The organism is Bacillus sp. NS1, assembly GCF_058248265.1.
On the sequence record NZ_JBZAZF010000002.1, the window covers coordinates 99886 to 123447 of the forward strand.

Annotated in this window: 25 protein-coding genes and 1 pseudogene; 14 read left to right on the plus strand and 12 right to left on the minus strand. The window is 44.0% G+C overall.

Going from position 1 to position 23562, the window contains the following annotated elements:
* Positions 1–86: 86 nt before the first annotated feature.
* Entirely contained in the window at positions 87–1448 is a 1362-nt protein-coding gene (gene yheD / locus AC4CV5_RS05970; RefSeq protein WP_222142517.1) for a spore coat associated protein YheD, read from the minus strand.
* The gene (gene spaC / locus AC4CV5_RS05975) at positions 1438–2529 is read right to left on the minus strand and encodes a spore coat associated protein SpaC (protein ID WP_166853761.1); all 1092 of its coding nucleotides are present in this window, start codon (positions 2527–2529) and stop codon (positions 1438–1440) included. The genes yheD and spaC overlap by 11 nt, the downstream gene beginning before the upstream one ends.
* Positions 2530–2796: 267 nt before the next feature.
* On the opposite strand from spaC, the gene AC4CV5_RS05980 reads away from it, so the two are divergent.
* Together AC4CV5_RS05980 and AC4CV5_RS05985 are read left to right on the plus strand one after the other, a co-directional pair.
* Entirely contained in the window at positions 2797–3930 is a 1134-nt protein-coding gene (locus tag AC4CV5_RS05980; protein WP_248602580.1) for a DUF445 domain-containing protein, read from the plus strand.
* A 93-nt stretch (positions 3931–4023) separates the two neighbouring features.
* Positions 4024–4377: a YlbF/YmcA family competence regulator gene (locus tag AC4CV5_RS05985; protein ID WP_166853759.1), complete on the plus strand. Its 354-nt coding sequence runs from the start codon at positions 4024–4026 to the stop codon at positions 4375–4377.
* A gap of 41 nt (positions 4378–4418) precedes the next feature.
* Here AC4CV5_RS05985 and AC4CV5_RS05990 read toward each other — a convergent pair whose 3' ends face one another.
* A complete protein-coding gene (locus AC4CV5_RS05990; protein ID WP_490922259.1) occupies positions 4419–5492 on the minus strand; it encodes a DNA alkylation repair protein in 1074 nt (357 codons plus the stop codon).
* A 485-nt stretch (positions 5493–5977) separates the two neighbouring features.
* Between AC4CV5_RS05990 and AC4CV5_RS05995 the strand changes: the two genes are divergently transcribed.
* Both AC4CV5_RS05995 and AC4CV5_RS06000 read left to right on the plus strand, forming a co-directional pair.
* Positions 5978–6844 (plus strand): Cof-type HAD-IIB family hydrolase, encoded by an 867-nt coding sequence (locus tag AC4CV5_RS05995; protein WP_166853757.1) that lies wholly within the window; start codon positions 5978–5980, stop codon positions 6842–6844.
* 111 nt (positions 6845–6955) lie between these two features.
* Positions 6956–8461, plus strand: a complete 1506-nt coding sequence (locus AC4CV5_RS06000; RefSeq protein ID WP_326221128.1) for a coproporphyrinogen III oxidase — start codon at positions 6956–6958, stop codon at positions 8459–8461.
* A gap of 17 nt (positions 8462–8478) precedes the next feature.
* Here the strand turns inward: AC4CV5_RS06000 and khtU are convergent, their stop codons facing one another.
* The 3 genes and pseudogenes from khtU to AC4CV5_RS06015 form a co-directional block, all read right to left on the minus strand.
* Positions 8479–9696, minus strand: a complete 1218-nt coding sequence (gene khtU, locus AC4CV5_RS06005) for a K(+)/H(+) antiporter subunit KhtU (RefSeq protein WP_166853755.1) — start codon at positions 9694–9696, stop codon at positions 8479–8481.
* A 7-nt stretch (positions 9697–9703) separates the two neighbouring features.
* A complete protein-coding gene (gene khtT / locus AC4CV5_RS06010; protein WP_166853754.1) occupies positions 9704–10201 on the minus strand; it encodes a K(+)/H(+) antiporter subunit KhtT in 498 nt (165 codons plus the stop codon).
* A 61-nt stretch (positions 10202–10262) separates the two neighbouring features.
* Positions 10263–10602: pseudogene (locus tag AC4CV5_RS06015) on the minus strand (hypothetical protein).
* A 162-nt stretch (positions 10603–10764) separates the two neighbouring features.
* Between AC4CV5_RS06015 and AC4CV5_RS06020 the strand changes: the two are divergent.
* On the plus strand, positions 10765–11532 hold the full coding sequence (locus AC4CV5_RS06020) for an enoyl-CoA hydratase (RefSeq protein ID WP_490922700.1): 768 nt from the start codon (positions 10765–10767) through the stop codon (positions 11530–11532).
* Positions 11533–11552: 20 nt separating this feature from the next.
* Here the strand turns inward: AC4CV5_RS06020 and AC4CV5_RS06025 are convergent, their stop codons facing one another.
* Positions 11553–11738, minus strand: coding sequence for a YhzD family protein (locus tag AC4CV5_RS06025; protein ID WP_003239513.1), 186 nt, complete (start codon positions 11736–11738; stop codon positions 11553–11555).
* 125 nt (positions 11739–11863) lie between these two features.
* On the opposite strand from AC4CV5_RS06025, the gene AC4CV5_RS06030 reads away from it, so the two are divergent.
* From AC4CV5_RS06030 to yhaL, 6 genes are all read left to right on the plus strand, one after another.
* Complete coding sequence (locus tag AC4CV5_RS06030; RefSeq protein ID WP_490922261.1) at positions 11864–12760, plus strand: ABC transporter ATP-binding protein; 897 nt, start codon at positions 11864–11866, stop codon at positions 12758–12760.
* On the plus strand, positions 12753–14012 hold the full coding sequence (locus AC4CV5_RS06035; protein ID WP_166853751.1) for an ABC transporter permease: 1260 nt from the start codon (positions 12753–12755) through the stop codon (positions 14010–14012). Before AC4CV5_RS06030 ends, AC4CV5_RS06035 begins: the two co-directional genes overlap by 8 nt.
* A gap of 106 nt (positions 14013–14118) precedes the next feature.
* Positions 14119–15345 carry a metallophosphoesterase family protein gene (locus AC4CV5_RS06040; protein ID WP_326220994.1) on the plus strand — a complete coding sequence of 409 codons (1227 nt, stop codon included), beginning with the start codon at positions 14119–14121 and terminating at the stop codon, positions 15343–15345.
* A gap of 4 nt (positions 15346–15349) precedes the next feature.
* Entirely contained in the window at positions 15350–18247 is a 2898-nt protein-coding gene (locus AC4CV5_RS06045; protein WP_490922262.1) for an ATP-binding protein, read from the plus strand.
* A 73-nt stretch (positions 18248–18320) separates the two neighbouring features.
* Positions 18321–19265 (plus strand): 3'-5' exoribonuclease YhaM, encoded by a 945-nt coding sequence (gene yhaM, locus AC4CV5_RS06050; RefSeq protein ID WP_166853748.1) that lies wholly within the window; start codon positions 18321–18323, stop codon positions 19263–19265.
* Between the two features lie 124 nt (positions 19266–19389).
* Positions 19390–19602 carry a sporulation protein YhaL gene (gene yhaL / locus AC4CV5_RS06055; protein WP_166853747.1) on the plus strand — a complete coding sequence of 71 codons (213 nt, stop codon included), beginning with the start codon at positions 19390–19392 and terminating at the stop codon, positions 19600–19602.
* A gap of 40 nt (positions 19603–19642) precedes the next feature.
* Here yhaL and prsA read toward each other — a convergent pair whose 3' ends face one another.
* Positions 19643–20518: a peptidylprolyl isomerase PrsA gene (gene prsA / locus AC4CV5_RS06060; RefSeq protein WP_166853746.1), complete on the minus strand. Its 876-nt coding sequence runs from the start codon at positions 20516–20518 to the stop codon at positions 19643–19645.
* Between the two features lie 159 nt (positions 20519–20677).
* Between prsA and yhzE1 the strand changes: the two genes are divergently transcribed.
* A complete protein-coding gene (yhzE1, locus tag AC4CV5_RS06065; RefSeq protein ID WP_003327753.1) occupies positions 20678–20764 on the plus strand; it encodes a sporulation protein YhzE1 in 87 nt (28 codons plus the stop codon).
* A gap of 125 nt (positions 20765–20889) precedes the next feature.
* Positions 20890–20976, plus strand: a complete 87-nt coding sequence (yhzE2, locus tag AC4CV5_RS06070) for a sporulation protein YhzE2 (protein ID WP_003155248.1) — start codon at positions 20890–20892, stop codon at positions 20974–20976.
* Between the two features lie 49 nt (positions 20977–21025).
* Here the strand turns inward: yhzE2 and AC4CV5_RS06075 are convergent, their stop codons facing one another.
* Complete coding sequence (locus AC4CV5_RS06075; protein WP_024571667.1) at positions 21026–21208, minus strand: hypothetical protein; 183 nt, start codon at positions 21206–21208, stop codon at positions 21026–21028.
* Positions 21209–21315: 107 nt separating this feature from the next.
* Positions 21316–21834 (minus strand): DUF3267 domain-containing protein, encoded by a 519-nt coding sequence (locus AC4CV5_RS06080; RefSeq protein WP_019713826.1) that lies wholly within the window; start codon positions 21832–21834, stop codon positions 21316–21318.
* Positions 21835–22043: 209 nt separating this feature from the next.
* On the opposite strand from AC4CV5_RS06080, the gene AC4CV5_RS06085 reads away from it, so the two are divergent.
* On the plus strand, positions 22044–22385 hold the full coding sequence (locus AC4CV5_RS06085) for a YhaI family protein (protein ID WP_166853744.1): 342 nt from the start codon (positions 22044–22046) through the stop codon (positions 22383–22385).
* On the opposite strand, the gene AC4CV5_RS06090 is transcribed toward AC4CV5_RS06085, so the two are convergent.
* Both AC4CV5_RS06090 and AC4CV5_RS06095 read right to left on the minus strand, forming a co-directional pair.
* Positions 22382–22993 (minus strand): HTH-type transcriptional regulator Hpr, encoded by a 612-nt coding sequence (locus tag AC4CV5_RS06090; protein ID WP_222142525.1) that lies wholly within the window; start codon positions 22991–22993, stop codon positions 22382–22384. The two genes, AC4CV5_RS06085 and AC4CV5_RS06090, sit on opposite strands and share 4 nt — an antisense overlap.
* Before the next feature lie 177 nt (positions 22994–23170).
* The gene (locus tag AC4CV5_RS06095; RefSeq protein WP_003224279.1) at positions 23171–23527 is read right to left on the minus strand and encodes a YtxH domain-containing protein; all 357 of its coding nucleotides are present in this window, start codon (positions 23525–23527) and stop codon (positions 23171–23173) included.
* Between the last annotated feature and the right edge of the window lie 35 nt (positions 23528–23562).

Consider the following 23562-nt stretch of genomic DNA (forward strand, 5'->3'; position numbering starts at 1 on the left):
AGAACATCATTGAAGAGGTCTTTGTGATGCAATTTGTCCCGGATTTCAACAAAAATAAGCCCGCTTTATCAAAAAAAGCGGACAGATTACGAAGGCCACAGCGCATTATGGGAGGTGATCGCCTTCTCGGATAGATATGACGCGTATTCAAAGCTTCTTCTTTTTGTCAGAGAATCAACATGATGCAAATTGGGATGAGAAAAAATACTGCGGCCCGGACGTGAATTGGCTTCAAACATCCACACTTTACCGTTCTGATCAATGCCAAAGTCGAAACCGATCTCCCCGATAAACCCCTCGATATGATCGTGAAGCACATGGCTTGCCGTCAGTGCCGCAGCAGAAAGCTTTTTAATGACCTCAATTCTTTCGGCGGGGTCATCGTATACTTCTGCAAGTGTTTTTACAATTCCGCCATTAGAAAGATGTGTTGTAATGCTGTTTTCTCCGGAAATTTTTACGGCTATTGCTGTCACCGTCCATTTCCCTTTTCTGTTTTTATTCGTATGGACACGGAAATCGGCTGGTTTGCCTTGAAATTCGATTAAATCAACACCTTGCTGAATGAGAAAGTCTGACGGGTCATGCTGTTTTTGAAATTCTGCCAAAAATGCGGCGGCATCTGAATAATCGATTGAAGAAAACGTTTTGGCGTCATTCGTATGTTTCACCGTCAGGCCGTCGTCTGTTTTTGTCAGCTGATAAATGCCGGTGCCGAGTGCTCCGTTTGCCGGTTTGATATAGACTTTTTTGTATGCATCACAGAGCTCATCAATCCGCTCCACAGATGGTGTTAGCTCGGATTTCGGCAAAAAAGGGGCTGTTCTTGGATCTTTTTCGAGCAATTGATGAACGCTCCATTTATTGAAAAACGTTTTATTAAACCATGGAATTTGATATTCATCGATCAGTCTCTTTTTTGTATGCTGCAAGAGAAGCGAATCTTCAATTTTTCGGTTTGGCAAACGGTCATAAACAACGTTCGGCAATGGAACGATCTTTTTCTCCCAGCCGTTTTCCCTGTAGAGGAGCCCCTCAATCGTGCCTTCCTCCCAATTGATTTGGTGCGCGCCAAAAACGAAGCAGTAGCCTCCGGCTTGCTCATGTAACGTGACGAGCTTAGAAAAAAAGAGGGAACGATCCTTAAAAGGGCGCTCAAGAGATACGGTAAACCCCGCCGTGAAAATGCCGATTAACGGCCCGATATGCACCGTATGATCATGAATCAGAATGTCAGCCCTGCTTCGGTGAGGAAGCAAAAGCTCATGAAACAGATTTTCAGAGAGAAGCACGGTTTGGTCCAGATGCTGTCTGTAAGAAATGTGGCATCTGACAACCTTCGTCCCGAACGCGGCATGCAAAAGTCCGTCTCGCTTCAGCGAAGAAGGAAGAAACAGGGTGTTTTCACTGTTTTTGTCTATGCCGATCAAAAACCGTTTACGATTCACGCGGAAGAACTCCTTTCTGGCTTTGCTCAGAAAATAGATTTTGGCAGCGCTTTAGGGGACAAGTGTACAGCTGTTCTTTTTGCTCGGGAGAGACACGCAGGATTGACTTTCTGCCTGGTTTGGAATTGATATCCAGAATCCAAATTCTCCCGTCCTTCGCAAGGCATATATCGAGGCCGAGTTCAAACAGCGGCCCATAGCGCTCGTCAAGATAATACGGAACCGACTGGGTAATCGAGAACACGTCATCAAGTAAGACCACTTGCTGTTTTTTCGGTATATCTTCAAACCAAGAATCAAATGTGAGCGCATCAGATCCTCCAGACAAGTTGGCCAGCAGCCCGTGTTTGTATCCGCGTCTCACTGCCTTTCCGACTGTATTCCATTCACCTGCTTCGTTTTTTTCCATGAACAGGCGAATATCACACGGGTATTGTTCCTTATCTTGAATATTTAAATAAGGCTGAAGCAAATATTGATGCTGAAGCACTTTTTTGCACCATGTTTTAAAAGAAGCTTGGTTGGAAAAGGTTTTTGTCTGCTTATCCTTTCCGATGTGATACGTAGCGGTTATGTTTTTCTTGCCCAGCTCCAAAAGAATCACGCCTCTGCCTCCTGCGCCGAACGCCGGTTTTAAGATGCAGGCCTTTTCTTTGGATAAGAAGGAGTGAATTTGTTCATAGCGGCTCACCTTCATCGTTTCCGGAATATAAGGGTTGATCACAGCATGCTGCTGCAAGTCATGAAGGACGGTCCACTTATCGGGAAGGCCCCGGCCGATGAATTCCGTTTTTGGGTATTTTTTGAGCCACTCAACGATTGGTTTTGCTTTTTGGGATTGTGAATCCTTGCCGTAAAAACAGCGGTCGTAAATATAATCTGGAATCGCCATTTCAGTTTCGTTCCATGTGCTGCTGGCCGAATGATAAACCGATGCTTTGACACGCAATGTGTCAGGAGAAATATCAAACGGTGTAAACCGGATGAAACGTATGCCAAATTCGGGTGCTCTTTTGGCCAGCTCTGCGGAATAGTCCGCTTCATGCTGGCGGGATAAGGACATAAAACCGAGTGTTATCATGGTGAGACTCCCCCTTTTATTCAAAAGCTGCTGGCGGGTGTCAGCAACTTTACGCTAAATACATTCAAGACGAACGCAGCTGACGGTATTCTACTTTACAGATTACGATTCTTCACCTTGCCCTATTCCAAAAGAACAAGCTGATTTTCTGACAACAGGAATTTGTCTCCTGGTTTGCTAAGTGATTGCATGAGCCTCTATAATACGAATAGGTACATCATCTATAAGAAAAAAAGCTGAAGCACAGATGGAGGAAGATGAATAGGAATGGGTATTGCAGGAACCTTTATTTTTATGATCGTGATCGGCGCTGCTATTGGCGCGGTGACCAATCATTTAGCAATTCAAATGCTATTTAGGCCCTATAAGGCATACTATTTATTTGGGAAACGAGTCCCTTTTACCCCCGGGCTGATTCCGAGACGACGGGATGAACTTGCAAAACAAATGGGACTGATGGTAGTCAATCATCTCTTAACCCCTGAGGGCATTAAAAAGAGGCTCGTCTCTGATGCAGCCAAAACGCAGGCTCTTCAAGCCGGGGAACAGCTGATTCAAAAGCTGTCACTTTCTGAAATGACAGTAAAAGAAGCGCTTGAAAAAGCCGGGGTGAAGCGTCCTGATGAAGCGGCAGACGCATGGATCAGCCGCTGGACGGATGATAAGCTGAATGAGCTTTTCCGCCAATACGAGCACCAATCGTTAAAAGACCTGGTGCCTTTGGAAGTGCAGGAAAAGCTTGAGGAAAAGATTCCGATGATTTCCGAATATATATTGTCACGCAGTGTCAATTATTTTGAAAGTGATGAAGGAAAAGTCCGTCTTGGCAATATGATTGATGGCTTTTTAAAAGAACGCGGCATGCTTGGCAGCATGGTACAAATGTTTCTGGGGAATACAAGCCTTGCGGACCGCGTGCTGCCGGAACTGCTGAAGTTTTTGCGGAATGAGGAAACAAATAAACTGCTTTCTGATCTCTTGAAAAACGAATGGGGCAAGCTGAGGGAGTATACGTTTAATGAAGCAGACGAAAAATGGAATGCGAAAGCGCTTATTTTCAGCTTGAAGCGAAGAGTGCTGCAAACATTTTCGACTGCTCCTTTCTTCGACAATACGGTTGGCACGCTAACCGTCCGCTATGAATCTGAACTGACCGGGCAAATGCTGCCGGCACTGTTAGACAAATTACTTGAGGGGATTTCGGCTAATCTTGAAAGTGTCTTAAAACGGATGCGTCTTGAGGAAATCGTCAAGGAGCAGGTGGATCAGTTCCCGGTGCAGCGGCTCGAAGAAATGGTGCTGTCCATTTCAAAAAAAGAATTTAAAATGATTACCTATTTGGGAGGCCTACTCGGCGGAATCATAGGCGCAGTTCAAGCGTTGTTTGTCACCCTTTTTTAAGAAGAAATGGTTCTTGATTAATGAAAGGAGCTCCATAGTCTGTTATAGTGGAGTGGTATGTCTAAACGGCAATGATGAAAGGAGCTATTCACAATGGCTGTTAATTTTTATGATGTAGCGTATGATCTGGAAAATGCATTACGCGGGAGCGAAGAGTTCACCCGTTTAAAAAACCTTTACGATGAAGTAAACGCAGATGAATCAGCGAAGCGCATGTTCGAAAATTTCCGTGATGTGCAGCTTAGACTCCAGCAAAAACAAATGGCAGGAGAAGAAATTACACAAGAAGAAGTGACTCAGGCTCAAAAAACAGTTGCGCTTGTACAGCAGCACGAAAAAATTTCTCAGCTGATGGAAGCGGAGCAGCGCATGAGCGTGCTGATCGGCGAATTGAACAAAATCATTATGAAGCCTTTAGAAGAGCTTTACGGCAGTGTCGAAGGCTAAACAGTAAAATCCCTTCTTGGAAAAGAAGGGATTTTTTATTCTCAGCAAACTTGGAAATCTAATGAACCTTTTACCTCTCCATTGATGATCACTGATAATGTATGAATTCCTTTGTAATGTTTTCTGGTAGTTAGATCCTTAAAGGATTGAGTTCTTGTGTATGGCTTCGTTTCGTTTTTTCTGATGTTTGTTTCTGTTATTTTAAATACTTTTTGATGACGCTGACCTCTTGCTTTTACATAATCAATTGCGTACTCAATTCTTACTTTTTGATCCCTGTCTGAATGAATATAGAAAGAAAATTCAAGGCTTTCGCCAATGGTTATACGGCGGGATTGACATGTTAAATCATGTAATTGTATTGAATCAGCACTTTCATAACCAAAAAGCGTTAAGGCCTGTTTATCACCCTTTTTTAATAAGGTCCGATAGGCGTGTTTGATGATCCAATCGGAATAGGGATGTGTTCCATACCATTGATCTGCGACTTTTGTCAGCAAATGAGGATGCGTTTTTGATATATCATTAAGGTTGTTGGCCACGCTTTTCCTTACATACAAGGACTCGTCCTGCATCAGCTTCTCAAGGATCGGCAGAACGGGGGAAGGGTCTGATTTCAAAGCGGGTATCGATTTTCCCCATGGCAGGCGGGGTCTGCTTCCTTCGCTCGCAAGCCTTCTCACGTATTCATTTTCATGCTCGGTCCATTTAAGCAATTGTGCAATCATTTTTTCTTGATCTAAAAGCAAAAAAGGCCTCACAGCAAATTCTGAGGTAGAATATTGCGTAAAGTATTCCAATGCCTCTATTGATTCTTCCCAATGCGCTAACCCGTACTGTTCCACATAATCAGGGAATAGAATTCCGCCGAGTCCTTTAAAATGAGGGGCTGCATCCCGTAAAATTGCGAGCGCTTCACCGTAATGTTTTGGCAGTGTTTCGTATAAGGAAGCTGTAATGCGGCGCATCCGCTCTTTTAAAGCGAGTTCAGGCCAGTCTTCCTGCAGCAATTGTTCCTCGAATCTGTCTTGGTTAAAATCAGGACAAGATGCCTTTATATGATGTATCAATTGAGATATCAGTTTTTCATTGTATATTTCTTTTAAATCAGCCACCTGATCACCGCTCTTTCGTTTATTATTTATATTATATGAGAATGTATGTTCTGTATCAAGAAGATTGTTCCAAAAATTAACAACAAATCCTACCTTAGTATACATCATTTGGATACTTTTTTTAGTTAAAAAAACCCTTGTCATCAGCAAGAAAAACTGAGATAATGGCATTGAAAGCGCCTACACTTACCTGATTTCAATTGGATACGGTCGCATATCATGCCGTTATATAGAGGGGATAAGCAACAGAGAGTAAGTGTTCGGAGCGCATCATCGGTCAAACAAGGGGTTCCTGATACATGATTTTTCGTAAATCGAAATAACGATATTAGGGAGAATGGCTGCTTCGATCGTATCCTATCATCATGCCATACATAAAGTCTGCTGAGCCAGGCTTTTTTGCTTTCCAGAAAAGGTTGTTCTAAACACAGAGACAGGGTCATATCCTATACACAAGTACAGTCATCAAGGAGGGGGACATCTCTGTGTCAAAACAATTGCTTGCCTTAAATATAGATGGAGCGCTGCTACGGTCGAACGGGAAGATTCATCAGGCAACGAAGGACGCGATTGAATATGTAAAGAAAAAAGGGATTTACGTTACTCTCGTGACCAATCGCCATTTTCGTTCAGCACAGAAAATAGCGAAATCACTTAAGCTTGATGCTAAGCTGATCACCCACAGCGGGGCATACATCGCTGAGAAAATAGACGCCCCGTTTTTTGAAAAGAGAATTTCTGACGATCACACCTTTAACATTGTTCAAGTGCTGGAGAGCTATCAATGCAATATTCGGCTTCTTCACGAGAAGTATTCCATTGGAAACAAGAAAAAGGTGAATTCAAATTTATTGGGGAAAGCACTCATTCATCCGTCTGATCCGATCTTTTATCCAGTCCAGTTCGTTGAATCTTTAAGCGATCTTCTCATGGATGAGCCGGTGAGTGCACCTGTCATCGAGGTGTACACAGAGCACGACATTCAGCATGACATTACAGAAACGATTACGAAAGCCTTCCCAGCAGTTGATGTTATTCATGTAAACGATGAGAAGCTGAATATCGTCCCTAAAGGTGTCTCGAAGGAAACTGGCCTGGCCCTTGTCGCATCAGAGTTGGGCCTAACTATGGATGATGTTGTGGCCATCGGGCATCAGTATGACGACCTCCCGATGATTGAACTTGCCGGTCTTGGGGTAGCGATGGGGAACGCCGCTCCGGAGATCAAGAGAAAGGCCGATTGGGTCACAAGGTCCAATGACGAGCAAGGTGTTGCTTACATGATGAAGGAATATTTCCGAATGCAGCAGCGAAAAGGATTTCTTGATAAGTTCCACATGAAACGTGTGTAAAAAAAGCCGCTCGCGCCCTGACAGGTGCGGCGGCTTTTTGCCGGATTGATTTTAGCGATTTATTTCTGTACACTAAAGAAAGTTTTGAATCTGATAAATTAGGTGATGAAGTTGCAAATAAAAATAGAAGGCATACATGATGACCGCCTGCATCGGCCTCTGCAAAATATTGCAAATTTGTTTTATGAAGAGTGCGAGCTTGTGTACGGTGGAGAGGAGCCCGCAGATTTTGTTATTTCTTTAAAGTGCTCACAAACGGATGAGCATGTGACGGTTTCGGGAGAAGTGATGGAAACTGGCATAAAGGAACAGCATACAAAATCTTTTTCTCCCGACATGAATGAAAAAGAAGCTTTTAAGCAAGTGAAAAACACGATTTCTTATGTGTATCTCAATCTTCTTCAGGCGCATACGGGCATCACGCAAAAGTGGGGAATCTTGACAGGGATCCGGCCCACAAAGCTGCTTCACAAAAAGCTGCAAAGCGGAATGCCGAAGGAGCAAGCGCATGCTGAATTGAAAAAAGACTATTTAATTCATGATGAGAAAATCGAGCTAATGCAGGAGATTGTTGACCGGCAGCTGGCGGCAGTGCCGGATTTGTACCAAGTAAAGGATGAAGTCAGTATTTATATCGGCATTCCGTTCTGCCCGACAAAGTGCGCATATTGCACATTCCCTGCGTACGCTATCCAAGGGCAGGCGGGCAGAGTCGGCTCATTCTTATGGGGGCTGCATTACGAAATGCAGAAAATAGGCGAGTGGCTTAAGAAGCATGATGTCAAGGTTACAACCATTTACTTTGGCGGCGGGACACCAACAAGCATTACAGCGGAAGAAATGGATCTTCTGTATGAAGAAATGGTCCGCTCCTTCCCGGATGTGAAAAACATTCGTGAGATTACGGTGGAGGCCGGCCGCCCTGACACGATTACTGAAGAAAAGCTCGCCGTTTTAAACAAATATGATATTGACCGGATCAGCATCAATCCGCAATCCTATGAAAATGAAACGCTAAAGGCGATCGGGCGGCATCATACGGTTGAAGAGACCATTGAGAAATATCATCTGTCACGTCGGCACGGCATGAATAATATCAACATGGACCTGATTATCGGTTTGCCTGGGGAAGGTGTGAAGGAGTTTAGACACAGCCTTTCAGAAACGGAAAAGCTGATGCCGGAATCCCTTACCGTTCATACGCTTTCCTTTAAACGGGCGTCAGAAATGACGAGAAACAAGCATAAGTACAAAGTTGCCGGCAGGGAAGAGGTTTCTCAAATGATGGATGACGCGGTGGTTTGGACGAAAGAGCATGGGTACGTGCCTTATTATTTATACCGCCAGAAAAATATTCTTGGAAACCTTGAAAACGTCGGATACTCTTTGCCGGGACAAGAAAGCATCTACAACATCATGATTATGGAAGAGGTGCAGACGATTATCGGCATTGGCTGCGGCGCTGCAAGTAAATTTATTGATCGGGATACGGGGAAAATCACGCACTTTGCCAATCCGAAAGATCCGAAATCGTACAACGAGCGCTTTGAGCATTACACGGACGAAAAAATTAAATATTTAGAGCAGATTTTTGAGAAAACGACAAAGCAGCACTGATCACAGTGCTGCTTTTTTTACCCTTGTTTTCTTGCAGGCTGAACATCAGGCTTCCATTTAAATATCTTGTTCAGCAAGCGGTAAATTCGTTTTGATTCCTTTGTTAAAAGCGGTCCCAAAATCGCCAGAATGAGGACGTATAATGCGGCAAACGGCTTTAATGTGGCTGACAGGCCTCCGGCTATCCCAAGGTTCGCAACGATAATCGAAAACTCCCCCCGTGATACGATCGTCAGTCCGATATTCGATGAAGCCTTATGAGAAAGCCCTGCGCGTCGCCCTGCCACCATTCCGGCAATAAAGTTTCCGAGAATGGTCAGAATCACTGCTCCCAACGCAAGCCAAACCGCTTCACCGAGTGAAAACGGATCAATGCTGAGGCCGAAGCTGAAAAAGAACATTGCGCCGAAGAAGTCGCGAAACGGAACGACAAGATGCTCAATCCTATCGGAATGCTCTGTTTCTGAAAAAACCAAACCGAGCAGCAGCGCCCCGATCGCTTCCGCTACATGGATCGTCTCTGAAAACCCGGCGATAAAAAAGAGTGCGGCGAAAATGACGATAATAAACACTTCGTTTGAGCGAATGTCCAACAGTTTATTCAACAGCGGCGGGAGCTTTCTGGCTGCGATAAAAAACAGCAGCATATAACCGAAGGCGATCAAAATGGACAAGAGCGCACTCCCGACGGATGTCGCATCACCTAACACAAGGCCGGAAACAACGGACAAATACACGGCAAGGAAAATATCCTCAAACATAATGATGCCGAGAATCAGCTCGGTTTCCGGATTGGCGGTTCTTTTTAAATCAACGAGCACTTTTGCGACAATCGCACTTGACGAGATTGTGATGACCCCTGCGAGGACGAGGACTTCCAGAAAGGAAAACCCGGTGATAAACCCGTAAAGCAGCCCGAGGCTGAAATTAATCAAGATATAAATCGTTCCGCCGATCGCGATTGATTTTCCGGATTTAATCAACTTTCCGACTGAGAATTCGAGTCCGAGATAAAAGAGGAGGAACAGTACGCCCATCCGCCCAAAAAACTCGATGATTTCACTGCTTTCTATAAATGTCAGGTCAATAATCCCCGCTTTCGGCGCGTGCGGTCCAACCAGCATGCCCAGCACAATCAGAAACGGAATAATCGAAAATTTAATTTTATTGGCGATTACACTGGCAATCGCCACAAGAACTAGCGCAGTCCCGACTTCAAATACAAGATGATCCATCGGCCGCTCACACGCCCTCTCCAGAAAGAAAATCGTGAATTAGTTTCTTCAGATGCTTTCTTTCACCTGAGAGGACAAGTGTGTCATTTTCTTCAATAACCGAATCGGCTCCAGGATTTAAAAGCTTTTCCTGATTGTGCTTGATGATAGCGATCACAGTGACGTCGTAATTCTGGCGTACATCAAGTTCCCCGAGTGTGCGCCCGATCGATTTGGCGGCTTTTTCAACCTTAAACCATTCAATAATGAGATCGCTGAAGGCCATTTCAATGGACTCAAGCGCTTGCGGTTTATAGACCATGCCACCTAGAATAGCGGCAATTTGCCTTGCTTCAGAATCATCCAATGAGATATTGGAAAGAAGTTCATCCGGGTCTCGGTCATTAAACCGGTAAATCTCTCTTCTTCCGTCATCATGAATGATAATCGTCATTTTTTCGTGACTTCTCGTTTCAATTTCAAATTTTTTGCCGATGCCCGGCAGATCGTTTTCTTTAATATTCAATGAAATCCCTCCGAATGTAGTGTTGGCCAAATGGGGTGAGTTACAAATAAAGCTTGAGCATTTATATTCGGAGGTAATTAGACTGGTATTTTACAGGGACGGCACAAACCTTTTCCAGCCTGTTCATCAGCGGTTCGTCAAGGGGCTTGACAGACAGCTGCCTGACAGATTGCGCCAGCGGACTGTACTCTTTGATCAGTTCTGCGGGGTACAGGCTGCTCGGCGACGGAATCTTGGCTGATTGTGCTTCCTGCGGATATGAGGACATAGGCACATAGCTGTCAGTGCTTGCTTCAAGCTGGGAAGGCAGAACCACATCCGAAGGGGGAAAGTACACCATAAATAAACTTAACAGAAAAATGATCAGCAATTTATCCATGCTTCCTTTCCTCCTCTCTCATCCTGATATCCTCTCTTTCACTATATAAAACTTTATGTTTCCACTCAAACAATATGCATTTTTCGGTATCTATTGACCCTGAAAAATAAAAAGGTTTATTTGAGGATGGCAGGGAATGTATATGAGAAAGAAAAAAGCAAGCGCATACATGGAGGTGCTTCATATGGAGTTTATTCAATATGAACGGAATGGAGTCGTTGCAGAAATTATCCTGAATCGCCCTGATGCCCATCACGCCCTGAATGAACAGATGCTGTCTGAACTGAAGGAGGCGGTTGAAAAGGCGGCTGCAAGCGAGGCGCTCATCGTTCTCCTGAGAGGAACCGGGAAAGGCTTTTCGGCCGGTGGAGATATCCGGATGATGACATCAGAGCATGACCCTGATCAATTTAAACAGCTAATGGATACGATTGAGGCTGTCACTCTGACGTTATATCAGATGAAGAAAGTAACAATTGCAGCTATTCACGGTGCTGCTGCGGGACTGGGCCTGAGTTTGGCGCTGTGCGCTGACATTGTGCTCGCGGAAAAAAACGCCGTTCTCGCGATGAATTTTATCGGCATTGGGCTTGTTCCGGACGGGGGGGGGCATTATTTGCTGAAGAAAAGAATTGGGGAAGCGAAGGCGATAAAGCTGATTTGGAGCGGGAAAAAACTTTCCGCCAGGGAAGCCGCCGATATGGGTCTCTTGGATGGGACATTTGCTGGAGACCCTGCGGAAGGCGCAAGACCCTTTATCGAAACCCTTTTGGCCTCACCTCTTTTGGCGATGATCGAAACGAAAGCCATCTTTCAAAGCCTTCAGTTTGAAGAACTGAAAAAGGTGCTTTCTCTTGAGCGCAGCGCCCAAGAGAAAATGAGAAGGACCAAGGATCACCAAGAAGGAATCCGTGCCTTTTTAGAAAAACGGGAGCCGAAGTTCCAAGCGTAACAGATCAGCCGGAAAGCTGATCATCTGTGAAACAAAATCAGCTTTCCGGCTGCATTGACTAAACGATGGGTATGGCTGTGAAGCTCTTTTTCTTTTAACAGAGCTTCACCATGCGTTTTTGCCGTTTCTTCATTTTCTGCCTCGAATCTCTCATTTACCAGTGTTTTCCCCGAAGGATCAAAAGCTGTAAGGAAATAATCAGCCATCAGGTTTCTCCTCCATTTTCAAGGTTTATAGTCTTCTTCATTTATATTCTAAAAAGGAAATCAAAATCCTTTATTATGTTTCATCCAAAATTAGTATATAATGGGTCAGGGAAGGAGGAGATTCGGTGCTTACAATTGATCACGTAACGAAGAGATTTGGAGATTTTAAAGCCGTTGACGGATTGGACTTAGACATTCCGGAACAGCAAATGTTCGGTCTTTTAGGCGCAAACGGAGCGGGAAAAACGACGACGTTTCGCATGATCCTTGGTTTATTAAGCATTACGGAGGGCTCAATCAGCTGGAAGGGCAGTCCTGTGAATTATAGTATGAGCAACAAAATCGGTTATTTGCCGGAAGAGCGGGGCCTTTATCCGAAAATGAAGGTAAAGGATCAGCTCGTCTATCTTGCCAGATTAAAAGGAATGGAGAAGCGGGAGGCTGTAAAAGAGCTCGGGACATGGCTTGAACGCTTCAATATAACAGATTACGAGAATAAGAAGGTGGAAGAGCTTTCGAAGGGAAATCAGCAGAAAATCCAATTCATTTCGGCTGTTTTGCATAAGCCGGAGCTGCTGATCCTAGATGAACCATTCAGCGGCCTGGACCCTGTCAATGTTGAGCTGTTAAAAGATGCTGTGATTTCTTTGAAAAACAGCGGCGTTTCTATTTTATTTTCTAGCCATCGGATGGAACATGTTGAGGAGCTATGTGAGAACCTTTGCATACTGCAGAAAGGAAAGCCGGTTGTGCAAGGCAAGTTGAAGGAGATAAAACGTTCCTTCGGGAAAAAGAATGTCACCATTCACTCTGATGACGATCTGCGTTTTTTGCAGTCTCATGAAGGCATTCTCCAATGGAAGGAAACGGCTGGCGGCGTCAAGCTGCAGATCGCTAATGAAGACATTTCTCAAGAGATCTTTGCTATGCTCCAAGGAAAAGGGTTTATCAGAAAGTTTGAGCTTGAAGAGCCGTCACTGCATGATATTTTTATAGAAAAGGTGGGGGCCGTCTATGAATAAATTTTGGATCATGCTTTCTCATACATACAAAAATAAGATTAGGGCAAAATCCTTTATTATTTCGACTGTCATCACGGTACTGCTTGTATTAGTTGTAACGAATCTGGAGTCGATCATTTCTTCGTTTCAAGGTGATGATGTGAAAGAAAAAATCGCCGTTGTTGATGAAACAAACGAATTATATCCGATTTTTTCGAAGCAGCTGAAAGCGGTGGATACAAACGGTGATCTTGATGTGAAGCAGTCGAAGCAATCCGCTGACGAGGTCACAAAGCAAGTCAAAGATGAAACGCTCGATGGCATGCTCATCATCAAACGAGATGAAAAAGGGACCATTTCAGGAACATATAAAGCGTTAACGATTTCTGATGAAAGCACGTACCAAACGCTGCAGCAGGCGCTGACGCAAACCAAAACGGCTGTCGGAACGGCAGAGCTCGGTGTTTCGCAGGAAACGATCAGCAGCCTTTATGCGCCCGTTACTGTCGGGCAGGAGGCGCTGAAAGAGGGGGCGAAGTCTGAGGAAGAGCTTGGCCAGACGGTAGGGCTTGTTTACATTCTGCTGTTCGTCATTTATTTCTCTGTGATTATGTATGCCAGCATGATTGCGATGGAGGTTGCAACCGAAAAATCTTCGCGTGTCATGGAAATCCTGATCTCAAGCATGCCGCCGATCCAGCAGATGTTTGCTAAGCTGCTTGGCATCGGGCTTGTTGGGATCACGCAGCTTGCTGTCATTATAGGAGCCGGCTCTTTGTCGCTGATGCTGAACAAAACGAACGAAACAGCTTCACCTATCGGCGGATTCCTTAATCTAACCGACGTTTCCGCTACCACTGTCATCTATGCTGTGATTTTCTTTTTGCTCGGCTACTTTTTATACGCGACACTGGCTGCGTTTCTCGGCAGTGTCGTCAGCAGAATAGAGGACGTGCAGCAAACGATCACACCGATGACGCTATTGGTTGTCGCCGGTTTTATGATCGCGATGTTCGGCTTGAATGCACCTGATGCAGGATTTATTACAGTAACCTCGTTTATTCCATTTTTTACGCCAATGATTATGTTCTTGCGCGTCGGTATGCTTGATATTCCGTTCTGGCAGGCGGCTGCCGGTATCGGAATCACACTGCTCACCATTGTTATACTAGCAGTCATCGGCGCCAGAATTTACAAAGGCGGTGTGTTGATTTACGGCAATTCAAGCGCATTTAAAGCGATCAAACAAGCGCTTCGTTTAGCGAAAAACTGATTGAAAAACAGCCTGAGGTTCCTCAGGCTGTTTCTTTATTGACAGAACGTGCATTCGCAAGAATTCGGTGCTAAAATAAGGGTACTTCATCCTGGAAAGGAGCAGAATGTTGACTGATCTAACCTTTATTCATGCGGCAGATCTACATCTCGACAGCCCGTTTTACGGGATATCGCATCTGCCGGAACCGATTTTTGCCCGGATCAAAGAAAGCACGTTTGCAAGCGTGAAACATATGATAGATGCCGCAGTGAGAGAAAACGTTGATTTCATTTTGCTGGCGGGGGACCTGTTTGACGAAGCGAATCGAAGTTTAAAGGCCCAGCTTTTTTTAAAAAAGCAATTTGAAAGACTCAGAGAGTGCGGGATTTCAGTTTATGTGATCTTTGGGAACCACGATCATCTTGGCGGGGAGTGGACGCCGATTGAATGGCCTGAGAATGTCCATATTTTTTCGTCCGCTGTTCCTGAAGAAAAATCGTTTTATAAGGAAGGCAAACGCATAGCGAGCATTTACGGCTTCAGCTATCAGGCCAGAGCAGTGACGGAAAACCAAGCCGCCCGCTATCGGAGGTCGACTGACGCGCCGCTTCATATCGGTATGCTCCATGGCACGCTATCAGGATCTGAAGGACACGATCCGTATTGCCCGTTTACGCATGACGATCTCGTGAAAAGCGGAATGGATTATTGGGCGCTTGGCCATATACATAAACGCCAGGTTCTTTCCGCCGAGCACCCGGCAGTCATCTATCCGGGAAACACGCAAGCGCGCCATATGAAGGAGACGGGAGATAAAGGCTATTATCTCGTTCGTGTGACAAATGGAGATATATCTTACGAATTTCAGAAAGCGCATGACATCCTGTGGGAAAAAGCGGCAGTTGATGTGACGGAGGCAAAGAATATGACCGCCCTTATCAAAATGGTTGAGGACGCGTTTTCGAAGCTGCGGATAAAGGGGAGCCCTGTTTGTGTAAGACTTGTATTACAAGGGCGGGCGCCGGAATGGCTGCTGGAAGCGCCGAAAGGCACCTTAGATGAGCTTCTCGAAGCCTTTCAGGAGCAAGAGGCGGAGGAGGAACACTTCGTTTGGCCGCTTTCATTGGACGATGAGACAGAAAATGAAGCAAACCTTACAAACCTTGATCCTTTTTTTGGCGGTTTATTTACAGACATTGATCGCTGCGATCTGTCAGACGTACTGGAAGGGCTTGAGCGGCATCCTGTGTACAGAAGGCACGCGGACCGGTTTAGCCAAGAAGAGTTACAGGAAATAAAAGAGCAGGCACAGATTTTATTGAAAAGACAGCTTAAGGTGCTTGGAACATGAGGCGGTGAAAGCTTTGCGAATTAAATCTTTACATATCTACCAATACGGGAAATTTTCGAATCGGACCTTTCACTTCTCCGCCTCGCCTGTCCAATTAATCTACGGATTAAATGAGGCAGGAAAAACGACGATGATGTCATTTATTGAAAGCATGCTGTTTGGTTTTCCGAAAACGAAGAAATATGAACCGAAAACAGGCGGTGTCTATGGCGGTGTTCTTGAAGCTGAACACCCTGAGTATGGGGCTGTGAAAATCGAACGGACGAAAGGGACTGCCGAAAAGCTAAGAGTGTACACAGAAAAGGGCGAAGTGAAGAAAGGAGATTTTTTAAAGCAGTTGTTCCAGGGTACAGACAGGGCATTGTACAAAGCCATTTATTCGTTTGATGTATTCGGGCTGCAGGAAATTCACTCCTTTAATCGGGACAAGATAGGGGAATTTTTGCTGTTTTCCAGTTTATTTGGCGCTGAAGCCGTATCTAAGCTTGATTCACGGCTGACAAAGGAAAGCGAAAGGCTCTATAAACCAAACGGGCGAAACCCTCAATTGAATCAGGAGCTGGAAACGCTTAAGCAGATGGGAGCGAAGCTGAAACAGGCTGAAGCAGAGGAAGCGGGCTATCATCAGCTTCTTGAGGAAAAAAGAACGCTCGAAGCCCGCCTTGCAGCCGCAGAAACCGAATTGAAAGAGGCGGCAGGACATATCCGAACGATTGAGGGAGCGATTGAGCTGAGGCCGCTGCTAAATGAAAAAGCGGCGCTGGAACAGGCGATAGCACAATACCCGGAACAGGCGGGACAATTTCAGGCAGACGGACTGCATCAGCTGGAAAAATATGAATCCCACCTTCACCCGAAATCCGCACAGCTGGAGGCGCTTCGGGTGAAGATGGCGGAGCTGGACAAACAGATGCAAAAACTTAATCCCGATAAAGAAATATTGGCAAAGGAAACGCTGATACAAGAGCTTTCGGCAGCGTTTCATATGTACCAATCCTATGGGGAACAGCTCGCCGCCATTCAGGCACAGCTGCGCCAGTCGTCCGCACAAGCAGCGGCAGGGCTGGAACAGCTCAATAAAACGGATGAAAATGAGCTGTTGAATATGAACACGTCATATGACTATGAATGGCAGCTCCAGCAGGCGGTGCAGCAATACGTACAGGCACGAGACAGAAAAAGGCAGCTTGATGAGACGTTTGAACTTGCCCGGCAAGAGCTGGAAGACGCAGAAAAGGCCGTTCATGCCGCTTCGTCCGCCATCTTTGAAATCAGCGAAAGAAAAGATAAAGAAGCGGCTCTGAAAGCATATGATGAAGCACAGGGGCAACATCAGGAGCAAGCGAAGCTGAGAGAACAGCTGAAGTTTTTTGAAAGGCAGCAGGCTAAACAGAAAAAGACTGTTATTGCAGCTGGTATGCTGTTCATCGTTCTCTTTCTGCTGCTGCAGCAATGGATTCCCGCCATTAGTATCGGCGCTGCCCTTATTGTGTATTGGCTTGCTTCTGGAAAAAAAACACCGTCTTCCGGAAACAGCCGGGAGATGAGACAGCCAATGATAAACATTTCACCGGCAGAAGCCGAAGCGCTTAGAGAAGCGTTATGGGAGGATGACCGCAATAAACAGCATTTCATCACACATCGGGCAGTGCTCCAGCAAAAAGAGGCAGCATATGAAAGAGTCATCCAGCAGTTTGAACAGTGGGAAGCCGATATGGCCCCGTCCTTTACACAGGTCGAGCATTTTATGAAGGAGCTCGGATTCAAGGAAGATCCGACTTTTTTGCTTGATGCATACAGCTTGATGAAGGATGTCAAAAAAGAAGTGAAGAAAAAGCATGAGCTGACAATTGAAGCAGGGAGGCTGAAAAAGCACCGGCGCACATTTGAAGAACGCGTCAGCATGCTTTATCCTGCGAATGAGAGTCAGAACATTTCCATCCCAGACGCCCTTCATACACTGCGGAAAAACGTTGAACGTGAAAAAGAAATCGCGAAGCAAAAAAAGGCTATCGAAACAGATATTTATTATATAAAGGATCAGCTGCTGGAGCTGGAGCAAGAAATACAGTATTTTCAGGCACAGATAGAACAGCTATTTTCCGCGGTGGCTGCAAAAGACAGAAATGAGTTTTGCGCCATAGCCGACATCAACAGGCAATTGAAGGATACGGAGAACAAGCTTCATCACATAAACGCACAGCTTGAAGGCGGACAGCCAGAGGAGCTTAAACTGGCGGATTCCAATACGCTTTCTGAATTGAAAAACAAGCAATTAGTTGAGAATGAAAGAAAAGAGCGGCTGGCTGAGGAGATCCAACAGCTTCGCAGCCAAATCGCATTGCTCTTCGTGAAACAGGAACAACTAGAGGCTTCGGGATTGGTCTCTGATCTCAAGCTGCAATTGGAAATGCAAAAAGAGCGTGTCAAAGAAACCGCTAAAAAATGGGCTTCGCTCCAAATAATCAAACAGGTGATCCGAAACAAATTGGAACGTCATAAAAAAGTCGAGCTTCCGCGCCTTCTGGAGACGGCAGGAGAATTTTTCCGTCCATTGACTGACGGAAGCTACAAGACGATATATTTTTCTGAAACGGATGATTCCATTATGGTCATGCATTGTGATGGAACTGTCTATCATGCGGAAGAGCTGTCACAGGGGACGTGTGAACAGCTGTATACAGCGATCCGGTTTGCTCTGGCTGTTACGCGTCAGGATGGATCTAGGCTTCCGTTCCAGCTTGACGACAGCTTTGTTCATTTTGATCAGGAAAGACTCAAACGTGTATTAGACGTTCTAAATGATTTATCTGAAGGCGGAAGGCAGATTTTGTATTTTACATGCCATGACCATGTAAAAGATGCATTTCAAAGCAGCCAAATCATCCATTTGGTGTCATAAAAGAGGTTCTATAGCTGTAAATCGGTATGTGATATACTGATATTATGTAAGATACGGAGGGAGCTTTAATAGAATGGCTAAAGGGATTATGCTACATGAGGTTGGCGAACAGGTGGACCAATATCTATTGATTAAATCCTCGACGAAAGGGATTGCGAGCAATGGGAAACCGTTTTTAACGCTGATGCTGCAAGACCAGTCAGGTGATATTGAAGCGAAGCTGTGGGATGCCAAGCAAAGTGATGAAGTGACCTATGCACCGCAGACGATTGTGAAGGTCGTGGGGGATGTCCACCATTACCGCGGGCGCACCCAGCTGAAGCTGAGAAATATCAGACCGGTGAGCGAGCATGAAAATGTCAATATTGATGATTTTTTAGAAACCGCACCGATTCCGAAAAATGAAATGATGGATACCATCACTCAATATATATTTGAAATGAAAAATCCGAACATCCAGCGGATCACAAGGTTTTTAGTCAAAAAACACGAAACTGAATTTATGGATTATCCGGCAGCTACGAAAAACCATCATGAGTTTGTCTCAGGTTTAGCGTATCATGTTGTATCTATGCTGAATTTGGCGAAATCGATTGCAGATTTATATCCGTCTCTTGACCGCGATCTGCTTTATGCCGGCGTTATCCTGCATGATCTCGGAAAAGTGAAAGAGCTGTCCGGCCCTGTTTCAACTTCGTATACGGTCGAAGGCAATCTACTCGGCCATATTTCGATTATGGTTACAGAGCTTTCAAAAGCTGCAGAGGAGCTTCAAATCGATTCTGAAGAGGTGTTAATTCTTCAGCACTTGATTTTGAGTCACCACGGCAAAGCAGAATGGGGCAGCCCAAAACCGCCGATGGTGAAAGAAGCAGAAATTTTACACTATATAGACAACCTGGATGCGAAAATGAATATGATGGACAGAGCACTTGAGCGCGTGAAGCCGGGCGAGTACACTGAACGTGTATTTGCACTGGAAAACCGTTCCTTTTACAAACCGACTTTTCATAAATAATCAAAAAGGACTGATGCTGAAACATTCAGGTCAGTCCTTTTTATGCGCTTTTGCCGCTCATAACTCGTCTCATTCCCGCATATGGTTAAGAATAAAGAATCTATGCAAAAAGGGGGAGGAGCCCGTGTTATTTTTTCCATGGTGGGTGTACCTTTGTATTGTAGGCATCATTTTCAGTGCATATAAAATTGTGGCAGCAGCCAAAGAGGAAGAAAAAGTAGACCAGTCCTTTATTGAAAAAGAAGGGCAGATTTATATGGAGAGGATGGAAAAGGAGAGAGAACGGCGCAGTTCTCAACAGCATGAAGAAGAAAATCACAACCATTCCATCGCATAAAAAAGCTGTGCAGCTCAATGAGCCTGCACAGCTTTTTTTATTATTTAGAAGTGCTTGAAGATGAAGAAGAGTTGCTGCTTGATGAAGACGTATTAAATGTGTCTTTCAGGTCTTTATCTTTTACTTCGATGTCAGCTTTCTTCATAACTTTTTGGACAGCTTCCTGAACGGCATTGCTGTCATTTAGTTTTTGTTCAAGTACTTCAGATTTCAGTTCTTTTTTCATATCATCGTATTTGCCGCGTTCTTCAGTCTTTTTAATGATATGGTAACCGTATTGTGATTTGACGGGATCGCTGACTTCACCTGTTTTTAATTTGAATGCAGCTTTACTGAATTCAGCAACCATACCGTCTTTTGCGAACCAGCCAAGATCCCCGCCTTGTGAAGCAGAGCTGTCTGTAGAGTATTCTTTCGCAAGGTCTTCAAATTTCTCGCCTTTTTTCAGCTTTTTCTCTACTTCTTCAGCTGTCTTTTTATCAGCGACAAGGATGTGGCTTGCACGGATTTTGTCTTTTAAGCCTTCCCAGTACTCTTTGGTATCGGCATCTGTTACTTTGATGTTATCTTTAGCTGCCTTTTGCGTGAGCAATTCATATTTTACTTGCTCTTTAAGGTAATCCTTGCCATATTGCTCTTCGAGAGCAGTATATTGATCGCCAAGCTGTGTTTTGTATTCTTTCAGCTTGTTGTCAATTTCTTTATCTGTCACTTTATATTTCTTGTCTAATACTTTTTCTTGCACCAGCTGTGTCAGGACGCTTGCACCAGCTGTTTTCTTCATGTTTGTGTAGAGCTCGCCTTTTGTTACATCGCCTGCGTCTGTTTTTGCGATGACTTCTTTGTCGCCGCTGCTGCAAGCACTGAGAGTGAGGATGCTTGTAGCAGTGATAGCTGCTATTGCAATTTTCTTCATTGTTTTCAAACACTCCTAATCATTCCAAATTAAATTACCTATGCGTATCATAACATATTGTGGCTTTCTGTAAAAAGATTTTAAATAAAGGGCATTCGTCTAGTCAAACTTTTGCTGACGACATACTTATATATTGATCAAGAAAAGGAGGTATGTAACATGAGCGGAGGATACTCTAACGGATTCGCGTTGCTCGTAGTACTGTTCATTTTGCTTATCATCGTAGGTGCAGCTTACATCTACTAAGCAGCCCGGGGGATCGCTTGCACGATAAGCGATCCTTTACTTTCACTAGCGCCTAATCGTTTTAAACATGAATTGCATAACATGTAATTGGTAAATAAAGTTTTTTACAGGAGGTGCTTTTTAAGATGGGTGAAGTATTTGCAGGCGGATTCGCTTTATTGGTTGTTTTATTTATTTTATTGATTATCATCGGCGCTTCTTGGCTGTACTAATCAAAATAAAAAAGCATAGCTGCTGATTCAGCTATGCTTTTTTTCGTATTTACACTGTAAAGGAGATCTCCACAAACGAAGAGATCAGTAAAATTAATATAGATACATTAATAAATCGGAATACCTTATCTTGCCGCTCTTCAGGAATCTCTCTGACAAGGCATAATGTATTGGTGAGCCTGTTTATGAAATATAAAATAAACACGGCAGCCACGATAAAATAGAATAAAATGATGGGAGATTCCCCCTCTCTCTGAACTGTCCCATATTACATTACCAAATATTTATTAAAAAAGATAGAATGCAAATTGAAAAATCGCCGCTAGCGCCAAGGTTTGGCTACTTTTCAACAAGAATATCCAAGCCGTCTGCTTCCTGATCAATAAAAGCGGCTTTCGGTGCTTTTATCAGCTTGAGGGCCAGCAGGAAATCAGGCAGACAGTAGCCGGCATGAATGCCCGAAATCATGCAGAAATAATGGGCGTGATTCGGAAAAGCCAGCGCGGCGTAAAACAATACAGGCGTAATCAGCAAGAACGGGCTTACGAGTGAAATCAGCATTGTCGTTTTTGGTATTCGTTTCCATGTGCGCATGCGCAGTATATAAAACTTTTTTTCTATTTTTCTTTTTTTGCAGATGATTGGCAGGACATGGATGACTTTATGTACAAATAAAATAACGACGAGCAAACCGCCGAATAAAGGTACATATTCATCGCTTAAGCTTGTGCCAGGCCGCAGCAGCTCAAATGCTAAAAAGGTAGATATAAAAACCAAAATCATAAAACATACAGCAGTTAATATTATGCGAACGGCACCATAATCCTTCATGAGATTTATGGTCTTCCAGCAATTCATCAAAGTCATCCTTCCATACATCTTGAATAGAATCTCAAAATAATTTACTCCTCCCAAGAGAAAAAATCAATGCTTTTTTAAGAAAAAATATCATCCGGCAGGTATTTTTTTGAAACAAGCAAACAAACAGCGCGAAATATGGGGTTAGAACTTTCTTCTCAGTGAATAATCAGCTAAAATAAGATTAAAGATAGAAAGAAGTGGTGTGGATGGATTCGATGGATCATCGCATTAAGCGATTAGAATATTACATACAATTATTGGTGAAAACAGTAGATATGGACAGGTACCCCTTCTATGCGCTTCTCATTGATAAAGGGCTGAGCAGGGAAGAAGGGGAAGAGGTTATGAGGATATGCGAAGAATTGTCAGAAGAGCTGGCAACACAAAAAGCGCAAGGATTTGTAACCTTCGATAAGCTCCTTGCGCTTTTTGCTGGACAGCTGAATGAAAAATTAGATGTTCATGAAACGATTTTTGCCCTGTACGAGCAGGGGCTTTATCAAGAGCTGATGGAAGTCTTTATTGACATCATGAAGCACTTTGATTAACTGTTTACAGGTTCGAGCTCTTCTGCCGGTTCATCCGCCGCACTGTCCTTTGCTTTTTTCTTCAGTTTTCCGTTTACGCTTTCAAAGTCATTGTCAATATTGGTGAGTGACGTTTCGAAAATTTCCATAAAATCATCGCCGTAGATATGGCGTATCATACACATCAATTCAGCCACTTCAGGGAATTTTCCGAATAAATGATACAGAGGCTGCGACCCTTTAAAAACCGCGTTGCGAGTCGGATCAAATTCCTCAAGCAAGCTCCAGAATACCTCAGTGCCTTCCTCAGTCAATTGGACGTATGTGTTCCGTTTATCATTCAGCCGTTTGGAGAACCTTAAATATCCTCGTTCTTCCAGCTTTTTAGAAAAGTTGAATGCGGTCGATACATGCATGACCCCGAATTTCGCGATTTCAGAAATGGAGGCTCCATTCAATTGATACGCAATCCATAAAATATGATGCTCATTAATATTCAGGTCATACGGTTTGAGCCATTGCTGCCAATCCTTCTCGATCGATTTCCAAAGAGCCTTGCTAAGCTGAGCCATTTTCTGGGTGAAGACAAGAGCTTCTTTCACATCATAGGGCGGTTCCACTCGATTCATTACGTCACCTGCTTCTCTTTTTCTTTTTCTCTATTATGCCAATAAAATAAAGATTAATAAAGATGAAAATGTAAGAATTTTTTAATAAATTCACAATCCATTGCGGTGAGAGGCTTTTTCGGCAAAAAAAAATGCAGGTCCAATTTTGGCCTGCATTTTTTTCTTTAGAATAGGATATTAGTTTTGTAAGGTTTTCTCCAGCTGTCTGATTTTTTCTTCAATATCAGCGATTTCTTTTTGCAGATCTTGCTGGTGAGGCTTAATCTCTTCCTGCCATTTTTTAATTGACGTTTGGAGCTCTCCGCTCACGTCTTTAATGACATCTGTGCTTTCTTTTGCCGCTTTGATCAGCTGGTCTTTTAACGCAAGCCCGTCTGATTTCAAGCGTTTGATCGTTTCCTCGAAAGAATCATAATTGGTTTTCATTTTTTCACGCAGCTGCTTTCCTGAGGAAGGTGCAGAAAGAAGAACTGCTGCTCCTCCGATGATGCCGCCTACGAATAGTCCTGTTAATAGAGAACGTCCGTCCGCCATTACAATCACCCCGTCTTTTTCTTGAAAATAGGATT

Excerpts from the sequence above, each read along its gene's own strand:
- spaC (WP_166853761.1), bottom strand. The coding sequence starts at position 2,529 with ATGATAACACTCGGTTTTATGTCCTTATCCCGCCAGCATGAAGCGGAC.
- AC4CV5_RS05980 (WP_248602580.1), top strand. The coding sequence starts at position 2,797 with ATGGGTATTGCAGGAACCTTTATTTTTATGATCGTGATCGGCGCTGCT.
- AC4CV5_RS05985 (WP_166853759.1), top strand. The coding sequence starts at position 4,024 with ATGGCTGTTAATTTTTATGATGTAGCGTATGATCTGGAAAATGCATTA.
- khtU (WP_166853755.1), bottom strand. The coding sequence starts at position 9,696 with ATGGATCATCTTGTATTTGAAGTCGGGACTGCGCTAGTTCTTGTGGCG.
- AC4CV5_RS06020 (WP_490922700.1), top strand. The coding sequence starts at position 10,765 with ATGGAGTTTATTCAATATGAACGGAATGGAGTCGTTGCAGAAATTATC.
- AC4CV5_RS06025 (WP_003239513.1), bottom strand. The coding sequence starts at position 11,738 with ATGGCTGATTATTTCCTTACAGCTTTTGATCCTTCGGGGAAAACACTG.
- AC4CV5_RS06035 (WP_166853751.1), top strand. The coding sequence starts at position 12,753 with ATGAATAAATTTTGGATCATGCTTTCTCATACATACAAAAATAAGATT.
- AC4CV5_RS06040 (WP_326220994.1), top strand. The coding sequence starts at position 14,119 with ATGTTGACTGATCTAACCTTTATTCATGCGGCAGATCTACATCTCGAC.
- yhaM (WP_166853748.1), top strand. The coding sequence starts at position 18,321 with ATGGCTAAAGGGATTATGCTACATGAGGTTGGCGAACAGGTGGACCAA.
- prsA (WP_166853746.1), bottom strand. The coding sequence starts at position 20,518 with ATGAAGAAAATTGCAATAGCAGCTATCACTGCTACAAGCATCCTCACT.
- yhzE1 (WP_003327753.1), top strand. The coding sequence starts at position 20,678 with ATGAGCGGAGGATACTCTAACGGATTCGCGTTGCTCGTAGTACTGTTC.
- yhzE2 (WP_003155248.1), top strand. The coding sequence starts at position 20,890 with ATGGGTGAAGTATTTGCAGGCGGATTCGCTTTATTGGTTGTTTTATTT.
- AC4CV5_RS06080 (WP_019713826.1), bottom strand. The coding sequence starts at position 21,834 with ATGAATTGCTGGAAGACCATAAATCTCATGAAGGATTATGGTGCCGTT.
- AC4CV5_RS06085 (WP_166853744.1), top strand. The coding sequence starts at position 22,044 with ATGGATTCGATGGATCATCGCATTAAGCGATTAGAATATTACATACAA.
- AC4CV5_RS06090 (WP_222142525.1), bottom strand. The coding sequence starts at position 22,993 with ATGAATCGAGTGGAACCGCCCTATGATGTGAAAGAAGCTCTTGTCTTC.
- AC4CV5_RS06095 (WP_003224279.1), bottom strand. The coding sequence starts at position 23,527 with ATGGCGGACGGACGTTCTCTATTAACAGGACTATTCGTAGGCGGCATC.